This is a genomic window from Stella humosa, assembly GCF_006738645.1.
In the GTDB taxonomy this organism is placed as follows: Bacteria; Pseudomonadota; Alphaproteobacteria; order ATCC43930; family Allostellaceae; genus Allostella; species Allostella humosa.
In genome coordinates, this window is sequence record NZ_AP019700.1 from 3,668,306 (window position 1) to 3,680,672 (window position 12,367).

Sequence of the window (12,367 nt, forward strand, 5' to 3'; positions counted from 1 at the left end):
CCTGATCAACCCTGGGCGGCGACGAAGGCCGTGAGGTCCGCCGCCAGGCCGCCGTCGTTGATGATGCGCGGCACCTTGTTCTGCCCGCCCAGGCGCCCGCGCCGCTTCATCCAGGCAGCGAAGGTGCCGGGCGGCACGGCCAGGACGACCGGCGCCGCCATCCCGGCCCGGTGGGCGCGATAGTCGTCGTTGAGGTCGGCCAGCGTCGCATCCAGCACCGTCGTGAAGCGCTCGACCGCCCCCGGCGACGGCAGCGTCGCGAACTCCACCACCCAGCGGTGGCCGCCGAGTGGCGTCGTATCGTCCGGGAAGACGGCCATCATCGAGAAGTCCGTCAGGTCGGCGTCGATCGCGAGCGCCGCATCGGTCGCCGCGCGCTCCACCTCCTCGCCGATCAGGTGCTCGCCGAAGGCGGACATGCCGTAGGACGTCCGCCCCGTGATCAGCACCCGCGGCGGGTCGAGCGAGACGAGCCGCACGGTGTCGCCGATGACATAGCCGAAGAGCCCGGCGCAGGTCGTCAGCACCAGGGCATAATCGACCCCCAGCTCGGCGTCGGCAACCCAGTGGCGGGAGGGCCGCGGGCTGTCCAGCTCGGCCACCGGGACGAACTCGAAGAAGAGGCCATGGTCGAGGTTCAGGCGCATCCCCTGCCCCGGCCCGCGGTCGGCCGCCGCGATGAAGCCCTCGCTGGCCGGATAGACCTCGCGCAGCTCTGCCGCGGTGCCGGCCAGCAGCGCCTCGAAACGCCGGCGATAGCCCTCGAAGCGCACGCCGCCATGGATCAGCAGGTCAAGGTCGGGATAGGGCCGGCCGTCAGCCCCTTGTTCCCGCCGCAGCGCTGCCACCCGGTCCAGCAGCATCAGCAGCCAGCTCGGCGTGCCGGTCAGCGCCCGGATCGGCTGCGAGAGGGATTCCCGCGCGATGCGCTCCAGCTTCTCCTCCCAGTCGGCCAGCAGGGCCAGTTCCGGCCCGGGAAAGGAGAAGGGCCGCGCCCAGGGCGGCAGGGTCCTGGCGGCGATGCCGCTGAGGTCGCCCGACAGCACGCCCGGCGCCTCCTCCACCAGGGCCGTGCTGCCGCCCAGCATCAGGCTGCGCCCGGCGAACATCCGGCTGGCCGGGCGGGCCGCCAGGTGGTGGACGACGGTGTCGAAGCCGGCGCGGACGTTCGACCGCCGCATCTCCGGCGTCAGCGGCAGGTACTTGGTGCGCCCCGCAGTGGTGCCGGAGCTGACGGCCAGGAAGGCGATCAGCCCGGGCCAGGAGACGTCGACCAGGCGGGGAAAGGCCGGCTCCCAGTAGTCGGTCCAGAACTGCTCGTAGCGGCGCAGCGGCACGGCCGCCTGGAACTCCGCCACGTCGGTCACGCCGGTGAAGCCATGATCGCGGCCGAAGCGGGTATGTTCGGCCCGCCGCAGCAGGCGCAGCAGTGTCCGGCGCTGGGTCGCAACCGGGTCCATCCGCGCGAGCTGGCGCCGCCGCAGCGCCGCCAGCGCCCGGAAGACCCGCGTCGCGTCCGGCCGCGCCATCAGCCGCGCGGCCGGGCAAACACGCTGTTGAGGAAGTTGCCGACCTCCTGGTTGGAGCGCTCGCGCACCGCGTCGTCGCGCCCCATCAGGTAGCCCTCGGAGCCGACGCAGAGCGCCAGCATCAGCTTGCGGGTGAAGGGGTTGGTCATCGGCACGCCGATGCCATCGGTGCGCACCACCAGGTCGTTGTCGACGCGGAAGCCGCAGCCATCGAGCAGCCGGCCGATGCGCCGCGGGCCGGCCCAGTTGCCGTCCCACTGGTGATAGGCGCCGGGATAGACGACCGTGCGAACAGCCGACCCGCCGGCCCGCAACTCGTCGGCCAGCGCGTTGCAGCGCACCGGGTTCATTAGCTCGTCGCCATCGCCCCAGGCCATCAGCACCGGCGCGCCGGTCGTGCGCTCGTCGTCGAAAGTGGTGATGCAGGGGCCGTAGAAGGCGACATGGCCGGCAAAGCGCGTCGGCCCCAGCCCGAACCGCCCCGCCGCCCGGTCGGCGATGCCGGCATTGGCGGCGAAGATGCTGGACATGGCGCCATAGGAGAAGCCCCACAGCGCCACCCGGTCGGCGTCGATCTCCGGCCGCGCCTTCAGCCAGGCCAGCGTCGCATAGGCGTCCGCGATCGCCATGGTCTCGGTGATCTCGATGATGCGGTCGACGAAGCTGGTGGCCAGGTCGCGCCGGGCGGCAAAGACGTCGACCACGGCGGCGCCGATGCCCATGGCCGCCAACTGCCGGCCATAGGTCAGCTCGCGCGCGTCCAGCACCCCGCCCGATCCGTGCAACAGGACGACCGCCGGCGCCTTGCGCCCGGGCGTGGCGCCGGCGGGCGGGAACCAGGTGACTTGCGCCTGCGCATCCGGCACCTGCGGCCCGCCCAGGTCGCGCGGCACGAAGGGACTGCTGCTGGGAACGGTGACCGCCTGGCCCGCCATGGCGGGCGGCGCGTCTGGCCACCGCTCGGGCACGGTGGGCGATGCCAGCGCGGCGAACGGCGCCACCGCGGCGAGGGCGAAGATCGAGGCACGGAGGCGGAACGGCACGGTCTCTCCCCTGGTGTCGGGCCGCCCCGGTCGGGGCGGACGGCCGACTACAGATAGGAAGCCGCCGGCCGTCCCGCCCCTCAATTTTCCGCGAGCTAGTTAGGCGACAGTGCGCAATAGGACGACGTTGGATCGACGCCGAAATTGGGACATTCGCATTTTTGGGCTCAACGTCCGAAGGCTGCCGCTTCAGATGTAGTGCTTGAACGGCAGCGGGGGCAGATCCTCGATGGGCGCGGCCGTCAGTATCTCGCCCACGTCGTCGGCGAAGCGCAGGGTCACCGGAATGCCGTCACCATAGATGCAGGCGTTGAAGTTGAGCTTCGTGAGCCCAAGAACATCCCGCATTACCTGCGTCAGGTCGCCCTCGCCACGGGTGATCTCGACCGAAAGCGGATTTGGCGCCTCTCGACCAGGATAAGTCTGCAGGTCGGGAATGAAACCCACAGTCCATAGGTAGCCCTTGCGCCGACTTATCGCTAGGGCAGTCCCGCGCAAGACCGGGCTGCGCGTTCGACGGTAGAGCTTGATCTCGCGCGTCGTCTGGATCCGCACCCCGACTAGGGTCGTCTCCGGGCCGACCGCGCTGCTGAATCCCTGCCACTCCGCGTCACTGAAATTCTGTTTGGCGTGGATGAAGAGCTCCTTTGGTGGACACCCGTGCCTATCCGTGTAGGCCTCCACCACGAGGCCTGCGATTTCCTTTGCCTTCGCTTCGTCGAGATGAAATTCCAAGGTGGTGGGCGAGTACCAAGGCCCTACGGCCCCCTTGAAAACGACGCCGTCACCCGACCCCAAGAACATCTGAGCGCCGCAGCAAGCATTTCCGGGCGCACCGTCCGCATCGGTTTTCTTGAAGACCAAGCCGATGTAACAGACATCCTCACGCACTCCCGCGAGGGCCCACGGTCGGCCGCCGGCCTTGAAGAAGGCGGTGGTGGACAGATTCCAAGCGACATTGGCCGGGTCTTGCAGCAGTCGCTGCTGCCCATTCTCGGCGTTCACGCCTTCTGGGTCTAGGGTCGATTCCCGAACTATCTGCAGCACGACCTTCTGGTCGAGGAGGCGCGCTTTAAGCTGGTTATGGAAATCGACCTCATAGCGATACGGCTCGGTGGCAATATTGTCCTCAGCGAACAGGGAGGGTGCCCGAAGGAACCCCTTCGCCATCTTCGCCGAGAGACGCTCGGTCGTCGCTGTGCGTTCGGGAGTGGGGATGGTCGACTTGGGTCGGCAAAACCTGTGTACCTCGTCCGGGATGACGACGAACCACACGGCTGGCACGCTGTCTTCCTCTCGAAGGAATTTGCGGATCGCACGGTCGAAGAGATCGACGGTCTTATAAACTCGCTCGTGGGCGTCAGAGATACGGACTGTGCTCGACAATGAGGGGCCCGAAAGTTCTATCGCCGCGACCGGCATCAGGGGCCACCGTGTCTTGAAGGCGGCTTCAAAGCCTGGGAATGCGAGGTGGTGCTGCTCGGCCCGGGCAGCCGGGATGTAGCCCGTAATTTTGCTGACCCACAATTTGTACCGGGCGATTCCTTGGCGGGTGCCGATCACCCCGACCCGCATCTCCGCCGGCTTGCCTTCATCAATCATCGGGCCGAAGAGGAACAGGCCGTCCTTGGGATCGGGTAGTCTTTGGTCGTGACCAAACAACAACAGAGGCTCTTCGATCATCTGCAGGGCATGATCGTGCTCAGTCATTCTCGAGCTCCGCGGGTTCGCCCACAAGCAGATCCTCGCCGACCTCCACGGGAGGGTCAGTCGGCGTTTCGTCATCATCCCCGGTTGCGAGCGTCCGAGTCTTGACAAATGGGTCCGGACAAGTGATGGGAGAAGTAAAGAGAATTGGAAGAGACCCGACATACACTCGGGCAAAATCGCCCATTGGTAGGACGATCTGAAAGGCGTCGCCCCCAATCCACGTCGCGTAGGCCAGCAGGAGGTCGCGCCACTGATCATTCCACCAGTTGCGGCAAAATCCCCGCCGAAGCCTGTGCATCTTCTCCACGCTATCGAGAGGCGTCCGGCCGTCTTCCGAGAAGACAATGGTGGCCTTCATCACGAAGTGTGATTGCACGCCGATCACGGGCTTGGCGATGAACCCGAGATGCCAGTAGACGCTGCGCTTCTCGCTTCGCCCAACCATAGCCTTGCGCCGCCGCTTGCCGGTGTGATCGACGAAATGGGCCGTGTCCTTTTCGATCAGATGCCTAGGAAAGAACCAAGCGACGGAGTTGTCCGCCATCTCGAACGGCAGGAGCCCTTTGGCGGCCATGGTGTTGTTCCAACCCTGCCGAAGCATATTGACCACCAAACGACGCGCATCTGCGCGGCGAACGGCCGGCATTGCAGGCGGCGTGCCGGCCAGCATGGCGTCGAGCGTCAGTAGGTAGTGACGTTCGATGTGTTGATCGGGCAGACCGAGCGCGAGATCGACCGCGTTCCCGAACGTCCCAACCAGTCGGTGATATGGAAACCAGGGGAGTCGGGTCCCAGCCATAAGGCCCTTCACGGCCGATTGGGGAACCCCGATCGAAAAGAGCGAGACCTCCTCCGGCATGGCCGTTATCGGAAGCCAATTCGACACGACCGTCTCCGGTTCGGCCACCGGCATCTGCGTCGCCTCGAACCGCCGTGCGCACCAAGAGGCAACATCCGCCGACTGGATCGCGCCCTTCGGTACGCCGTCGCGTTCGAGAACCTCGAAGACTCGGGCGAGCGCTGGAGCCCAGCCTGTTGTGAAATCGATAGCGTTCTTGCGGGCGATGTTGGCCTTGAAGTCGGAGAACGGCACATCCTCGATCCGAACCGGGAGGACGAAGCGATCGACCTTGTCCGAGCGCTCGACCATGACGGCCAGATTGATCTCGTCCTTCACCCCCTCCTTCCGAAGCGCTGCATTCGAGACCACGAGAATAAACTTCGCCGTATGCCGGCGTATCGCATCCTCAATATCGTCCCAGAATACCTCCCCGCCGATCAAGCGAGTGATATCAGACCAGACCTCGTAGCCGGCGCTGGCGAGCTGCACTCCGAGCCAGCGAACAAAGTCGTTCTCCTCTGGGTTGGCATGGCTGATGAAGACGAGCCGACGCGCAGGTTGTGGAGACGATGACTGTGTCGATGATGGACTCACTCGGAAATCCTAGCGTGATTCAGCGGAGGTTTCCTGTTTTGCTCCGGTATTGTCAAACGTCGATCACAAGGTATGCGAGAGATGTGTTTTAACCGCTGCACTTATCGCTAAGCTGGTGGGACGCTTATATGGCTTGACCTTCGGAGCTATCGAGAGCGCCCATTGAAATGGCCCGATGCTGCTCGCGCTCACGCCGCAAAATCACTTGTCCATTTGCATACTCCAAGAATGGCAGATGTCCGACCCAGCGGGCTGTTGAAGAAGGTTCACGAGCGGCCTAGCCGACGTGCGGGCGCACGTTTTCGAGAAGGCGAGTGGTTCCACATCCGTTCGTCCACCCCCGGCGGACGAACCAGCGGAACATCAGATCGTACTACAGCCCTTCCATCAATTGACGCTCCGAGCGGAATGCAACGCCGGCAGCAGCATCGCCCGTCCAATCCCGAACGAGATGGAATCTCTCACCCAGCCGATAGGCCAGCGGGTCCTTCAACAGCCTGCTAGTCTAGCTGCGCGCCCGCAGCTCGGCCTGGGCGCGGGCGATGATCCCGGGATAGCGCTTGCCCGGATACATCGGCATCTTGCCCAGCGAATCGAAGCCGGGAATGCCCTCCATGTGGCGGACCATGCGGTCGCGCATCGCCTGGTCGGGCAGTGGGCCGGTCAGCGCGCCCATGTTGTCGCGCAGATGGTCGGGATTGGTGGTGGCCGGCACCGCGCAGGTGATGGCCGGGTTCGAGATCACCCATTTCAGGAAGAACTGCGCCCAGGTCGTGGCGCCGAACTCCTTGGCGAAATCCGGCAGGGGCCGGCCCTCGACGATCTTGAACAGTCGCGCCTTCTCGAACGGCATGTTCACCAGCACCGCCGTGCCCTTCTCGGCCGCCGCCGGGATGATGCGCTCCTCGGCGACGCGGGTGTGGATCGAGTAGTGGACCTGAACGACGTCCAGCCCGCCGCGCTCCACCCACTGGGCCATCGGCTCGAAATATTCGAGCTGGTGGTGCGAGACGCCCAGGTGGCGGATGCGGCCTTCCTTCTTCCACGCCATCATGATCGGCAGGATGACGTCGACATTGACCAGGCTATGGCACTGCATGGCGTCGATCTGCGAGCGCCACAGGCGCTGCATCGAGCGGTCGAGGCTGCGCTTGGCGTGGCTATCGTCGGCCAGGAATTCCCCCGTCGACCAGACCTTGTTGGTGATGAAAAGCTGGTCGGCGATGCCCAACGTGGCGGCGAAATGGCCGAGATTGACCTCGCCCGTGCCATAGAGCGGCGAGGTGTCGACCAGCCGGCCGCCGGCCTCCCAGAACTGCTTGGTCACCTGGAACAGGTGCTCGCGCTTGTCGCCCGGCAGCAGGTCGAAGGTGAGATAGGTGCCGAGCCCGATCGCCGGCACCCGCTCGCCGGTGCGCGGGAAGGCGCGCGTGATCGCACCCTCGCGCAGCCAGCCTTCCGGCCGGACCTGCGCGGTTGCCGCCGGTGCCGGCGCCTGTGCCATCGCCCGGCCGATGCCCAGGGCGCCAACAGGGGCGGCCGCCGCGGCCACGCCCAGTCCAAGCCCACCCGCCATCACGCTTCTGCGCGAGAACTGCCCCTGCTGCATGTTCCGTCCTTCCCTGCCGGCCGGGATCGCCCCGGCCCCCGTGGTGGCGCCAATATGACGGCGGCACGCGCCCGCGGCGCTTCCTTTCGTGATGCCATGCGCAGGATTCTGACAGGAATCCGCGCGGCGCGGCCCGATCCGTGCTCCTCTCGGGATGTCGCCGCCAAAGCGACCGGAGGGGCCGATGGCGCAACGGGTGCTGGAACCGAGATCGCAGGGTTGGCGCAGCTTCGGCTGGGGCCAGGGCTCGTTCGACACCGCCCATCGCCCGCCGACGCCGCTGGTCGAGGGCACGATCCACACGCCCGACCACCTGGTCCTCGTCACCCTGCGCGGCGGCGCGCGAAGGATCGAGGTGAGCGCTGCCGGCGGCCACCGCTATGCCGGCCCCGACCGGCCGGGGGCCGTCTCCTTCGTGCCGGCCGACTGCGAACGCCGTCTGGTGCTGCGCGACGTGGCCACGGAGTGGGCCTCGATCGCGCTCGTCCCAGACGCCATTCCCGACCTGCTGGACGGCGACGGGCGGATGCTGGACCTGCCGGCCTTCAGCAATGGCGAGGACCCCTTCGTGGCTGGCATGGTGGGCGAGATGGCCCGCCTGCATGCGGCCGACGGGAATCTCCAGCCGCTCTATTGCGAGACCATGTCGCGGGCGCTGGCCTGCTATCTCGTGCGGCGCTACGGCACGCCGCGCCCGGCCGCCGCCACAGTCGCCTGGCACCTGCCGGCCTGGCGCCTGCGCCGCATCGAGGACTATGTCGAAGCCAACCTCGCCGCCGACATCCGGGTGGCCGACCTGGCGCGGCTGGTCGGCCTGTCGGCCGGCCATCTGCACCGCGCCTTCCGGGCGACCACCGGAACGACGCCGCTGGAGTTCATCAACCGCCGCCGCATCCATCGCGCCAGCGCCATCCTGGCAACCGAGGGGCCGACCGTCGCCGAAGTCGCACTGCGGGTCGGCTTCCTCAGTCCCAGCCACTTCACCCGCACCTTCCGCCGGGTGACGGGCCGCGGCCCATCGGCCCGCCGGCCGGGTCCCTGAATGATCTGCCGCCGCCCTCACCCACCTTCGCGGTCGTAGTAGTCGACCGTAGCCTCCGCCCGGAACATCTTGCGCAGGCCCCGGTCCCCCCGCTTGCCCGCGACGACCAGCACCTTGCCGGAATCGGGGTATTCGCAGGCCTCGACCGCGACCAGGGTCGACAGCGCCAGGTAGCGCATGGTCGTCCTGCCGGTGTTGATGATCTGGTGCGCCACTTCCGGCCCGCCGGGCGGGCAGGCGACGACGTCGTGCGGGCGCAGCGGATAGCGCCGGTCGCCAAAGCGAAGCTCGCCCTCCCCCTCCAGGATGAGGAACATCTCCTCCTCGCCATGGTGGTTGTGGAAGGGGCACTGCACCTTGCCGGGCGGCAGGACGGTCAGATTGTAGCCGAGGTGCCGGGCGCCGATATGGTCGCCGATGGTGGCCCGGCTCGAGGTGTAGATGCCGTTCTCCTCGACATCGTCGAACTCGACCTCGTCCAGGTTGATGACAGGCTTCACCATGCGGGGTCTCCCGTTCGCGGTTGCCGTCTAGACGTATCCCGGCCCGTCGATCAGCGGGTGGGCGGCCAGGAAGTCCTCGTCGATCTCCACACCCAGGCCCGGCCCTTCCAGCGGGCGCACGGTGCCGTCGACCTCCAGCGTGAAGGCATCCGAGCAGAGCCGGTCGCGGAACAGGTTCACCTTCGCGGTATCGGCCTCGAAGTAGCCGCCATTCTCGATCGCCGCCAGGAAGTGGACCGAGGCGGCCATGTTCAGGCCCGTTACCGACGTGTGCGGGTTGATCGGCAGCCGCCAGGCCGAGGCGAGGGCCGCGATCCGCAGCCCCTCGGTGATGCCGCCGCACTTCGACAGGTCGGGCTGCAGGATGGTGATGCTGCGATCTTCCACCAGGCGGGCGAACTCGTAGCGGGTGTAGTGGTTCTCGCCGGCCGCCAGCGGCACGGTGCCGAACCGCCGGGCCTCGGCATAGGAGCGATGATCGTGGGCCGGGAACGGCTCCTCCAGCCAGGCCACCGCGTTGGCATCCAGCACCGGCATCACGGCGCGCGCGTCGGCCAGGCTGTAGGCGGTGTTGGCGTCGGTCAGGATGGCGACGTCGGCCCCCAGGCCGCGGCGCACGGCCGCCACCCGGGCGCCGTCGAGCGCCGCCGTGTCGCCGATCCGCAGCTTGAGTGCCCTGTAGCCGCGCGCGACCATGCCGTGCGCCTCCTCGACCAGCTCGTCCGGCGGCTGGTAGCCGAGCGAGATGCCGCCGGCATAGGCCGGCACCGCGCGCGCCGAGCCGCCCAGCAGGCGATAGAGCGGCCAGCCGACCGCCTTGCCGCGGATGTCCCACAGCGCCATGTCGAGCCCGCTCATGGCCATCGCGGCGGCCGCCCCCATGCCGTGGCTGGCGAGCTGCATCTTGTAGATGCGCGCACCCACGCCCGACACGTCGGCCGCGTCCATGCCCATCACCAACGCCTTCAGGGTCGTCTCGACCAGGCGGGCGATGGCGCCGGGCGAGCGGCCGGCATGGGCCTCGCCCCACCCGACCAGCCCGTCGTCGGTCGTCACCTTCACCAGCACCGCGTCGCGCTTGACGGTACGGCCGATGCCAAGCGTGACCTGCCCGTCCTCGGGCAAGGGGAACGAGATGGGGAAGGCGCGGACGTCGGCGATACGCATGGCGAGGGGCTCCTGGGCGCTTGGATCTAGCGAAACGAAAGGTTGGCCGGGCGCAGCTCCATCAACTCCACCGGCAAGGCCTGCCAGGTGATGTCGCGGCGCTTGCCGTAGAAGATGGCGAACTGGTGCAGGACGGCGGCCGGCGGGTCGTCCTCCTCCAGGATGGTCAGCATGCGCGACCAGGCGGCGAGCCGCGCGGCGGGGTCGAGGCTGCCTTCCAGCACCGTCCCCAGCCGGTCGAACTCGTCGTTGGCCCATTCCGGCGCCCCGCGGCGCACCGGGCTGCCGGGACCATAGAGGCGCCAGACATGGCCGGCCGGGTCGGGATAGATCATGGCGTTCGACCAGTTGCGGATGCCGCGCCCGGCCGGCTCCAGGATCTGGGTCCAGTTCTCCTTGAGCAGCAGCACGATGTTGAGGCCGACCGCCTTCCACATCTCGGCCAGGGCCTCGGCCGTGGCGATCTCGGTCGCGTAGTAGTTGTTGTTGATGCGGTACTCGATCGGCTGGCCGCGATACCCGGCCTCCCGCAGCAGGGTGCGGGCGCGGGCGGGGTCATAGGCCGGCTCCGGCCTGTCGGCCAGGTAGAGCGGGCCGAAGGCCGGGAACTGGTTCCCGCGGGGGATGCCGACGCGGCCATCCCACAGCGTCTCCACCAGCAGGCGGCGGTCGATCGCCAGCGACAGGGCGCGGCGCACGCGCACGTCGCGCAGCACCGGGTTGTTCTGGTCGAAGACGATGACGCGGGTGTTGGTGATCGGCCCGCCCGCCACCTCCAGCCCCGGGCGGCCGGCGACGCGGGCCAGCTGGTCGGGCGGCAGGTCGGTGACGATGCCGTAGCGGCCCGTCTCGAGCCCGGCCAGGCGGGCCGCGACCTCGGGGGCCGCCTCGAAGCGGACGGTGGAGGCCGTGGGGCGGCCGCCCCAGTAGGCGTCGTGGGCGGCCAGTTGCACGAAGTCGTTGTCGCGCGAGTCGACCAGTCGATACGGGCCGGTGCCGACCGGCCGGCGGGCCCATGCCTGGAAATCGGGCGCCGCCCGATAGGCCGCGGCCGACACGATCTGCGCCGGGAAGGTCGCCAGCCGCTGCTCGATCAGCGGGTCGGGCCGGCGGGTGACGACGCGGATGGTCGATTCGTCCACCGCCTCCACCCGCTCGATGCCGCCCAGCAGCGGCCGGGTCTGGGCGCGCAACGGCGCGGTCTCGCCCGACATCCGCTCCGGCCCGAAGGTGAAGACGACATCGGCCGCCGTCAGGGCCGTGCCGTCGTGGAAGCGCACGCCGGGCCGCAGGGTCAGTTCAAGCGTGCGCTCGTTGACGCGGTGCCAGGCGGTCGCCAGGGCCGGGACCAGCTTGAAGCCGTCGGTGGGGTCGAGCCCGATCAGCGTGTCGAACAGGTTGTGGTTCACCCGCCAGGCGACGTTGCTGACGCTGTGGGCCGGGTCGAACAGCGGCGGGTTGCGCTGCACGCCGATGCGCAGCGCCGGGCGGTCGTCGGCCGCGGCCGCTGCTGCGGCGACGGCAAGAAGGGCAGCCAGCAGGGCCGCGACTGGCCGGACCATCGGTCGGCTCCCCGGGGGTGGATGGGCAAGGCCGGCATCCTTTGGCATCATGGCCATCCTGGCAACCCGTCCCGGTGCATAGATCGCCATGTCCGCCCGCCTTCTGCCGATGACCGAGCATCTTCGCGACTATCTCCTGTCCGTGTCGCTGCGCGAGACGGACGCACAGCGCGAACTGCGGGAGGCGACCCTGTCCGTGCGGGGCGCGCTGATGCAGATATCGCCCGAGCAGGGGCAGTTCATGGCCCTGCTGGTGGAACTGACCGGCGCCCGTCGGGTGATCGAGGTCGGCACCTATACCGGCTATTCCGCCCTGTCGGTCGCCCAGGCCCTGCCCGCCGACGGCAAGCTGATCTGCTGCGACATCAGCGAGGAGTGGACTTCCATCGGCCGTCCCTATTGGGAGAAGGCCGGCGTCGCCGGCCGCATCGACCTGCGCATCGGCCCGGCCATGGCGACACTCGACGACCTGCTGGGCCAGGGCTTCGGCGGCGATTTCGACATGGCCTTCATCGACGCCGACAAGGCGAACTATGATGGCTACTACGAGCGCTGCCTGCTGCTGCTGCGGCCGGGCGGGCTGATCCTGATCGACAACGTGTTGTGGAGCGGCGCCGTCGCCGACCCGGCCAAGGTGGACGCCGACACCCAGGCGCTGCGGGTCCTGAACCGCAAGCTGCACGGCGATCCACGGGTCAGCCTGTCGATGCTGCCGATCGGCGACGGCCTGACGCTCGCCCGCAAGCGGGCCTGACGCAAGGGAGGGG

The 12,367-nt window shown here is 68.1% G+C and carries 10 protein-coding genes; 2 read left to right on the forward strand and 8 right to left on the reverse strand.

What is annotated here, in order from left to right; all coding sequences use genetic code 11:
- Positions 1-5 precede the first annotated feature (5 nt).
- The 5 genes from STVA_RS17185 to STVA_RS17205 all read right to left on the reverse strand — a co-directional run bounded on the left by STVA_RS17185 (position 6) and on the right by STVA_RS17205 (position 7,326).
- Entirely contained in the window at positions 6-1,529 is a 1,524-nt protein-coding gene (locus STVA_RS17185; RefSeq protein ID WP_123693821.1) for a GH3 family acyl-acid amido synthetase, read from the reverse strand.
- Positions 1,529-2,572 carry a dienelactone hydrolase family protein gene (locus STVA_RS17190; protein ID WP_142235797.1) on the reverse strand — a complete coding sequence of 348 codons (1,044 nt, stop codon included), beginning with the start codon at positions 2,570-2,572 and terminating at the stop codon, positions 1,529-1,531. The genes STVA_RS17185 and STVA_RS17190 overlap by 1 nt, the downstream gene beginning before the upstream one ends.
- Positions 2,573-2,761: 189 nt before the next feature.
- A complete protein-coding gene (locus STVA_RS17195) occupies positions 2,762-4,282 on the reverse strand; it encodes an argonaute/piwi family protein (protein ID WP_123693817.1) in 1,521 nt (506 codons plus the stop codon).
- Positions 4,275-5,717, reverse strand: coding sequence for a toll/interleukin-1 receptor domain-containing protein (locus STVA_RS17200; RefSeq protein ID WP_123693815.1), 1,443 nt, complete (start codon positions 5,715-5,717; stop codon positions 4,275-4,277). The genes STVA_RS17195 and STVA_RS17200 overlap by 8 nt, the downstream gene beginning before the upstream one ends.
- 505 nt (positions 5,718-6,222) lie before the next feature.
- Positions 6,223-7,326 carry an aldo/keto reductase gene (locus STVA_RS17205; protein ID WP_123693813.1) on the reverse strand — a complete coding sequence of 368 codons (1,104 nt, stop codon included), beginning with the start codon at positions 7,324-7,326 and terminating at the stop codon, positions 6,223-6,225.
- A gap of 184 nt (positions 7,327-7,510) precedes the next feature.
- On the opposite strand from STVA_RS17205, the gene STVA_RS17210 reads away from it, so the two are divergent.
- On the forward strand, positions 7,511-8,368 hold the full coding sequence (locus tag STVA_RS17210) for a helix-turn-helix domain-containing protein (protein WP_170216650.1): 858 nt from the start codon (positions 7,511-7,513) through the stop codon (positions 8,366-8,368).
- A 17-nt stretch (positions 8,369-8,385) separates the two neighbouring features.
- On the opposite strand, the gene STVA_RS17215 is transcribed toward STVA_RS17210, so the two are convergent.
- Genes STVA_RS17215 through STVA_RS17225 form a run of 3 tightly spaced genes read right to left on the reverse strand, consistent with a single transcriptional unit; the run spans position 8,386 to position 11,600 of the window.
- Entirely contained in the window at positions 8,386-8,871 is a 486-nt protein-coding gene (locus STVA_RS17215; RefSeq protein WP_197735659.1) for a cupin domain-containing protein, read from the reverse strand.
- Positions 8,872-8,898: 27 nt separating this feature from the next.
- On the reverse strand, positions 8,899-10,038 hold the full coding sequence (locus tag STVA_RS17220; RefSeq protein ID WP_123693809.1) for a mandelate racemase/muconate lactonizing enzyme family protein: 1,140 nt from the start codon (positions 10,036-10,038) through the stop codon (positions 8,899-8,901).
- 26 nt (positions 10,039-10,064) lie between these two features.
- On the reverse strand, positions 10,065-11,600 hold the full coding sequence (locus STVA_RS17225; protein ID WP_170216649.1) for an ABC transporter substrate-binding protein: 1,536 nt from the start codon (positions 11,598-11,600) through the stop codon (positions 10,065-10,067).
- An 88-nt stretch (positions 11,601-11,688) separates the two neighbouring features.
- On the opposite strand from STVA_RS17225, the gene STVA_RS17230 reads away from it, so the two are divergent.
- The gene (locus STVA_RS17230) at positions 11,689-12,354 is read left to right on the forward strand and encodes a class I SAM-dependent methyltransferase (RefSeq protein WP_123693806.1); all 666 of its coding nucleotides are present in this window, start codon (positions 11,689-11,691) and stop codon (positions 12,352-12,354) included.
- Positions 12,355-12,367: the final 13 nt, after the last annotated feature.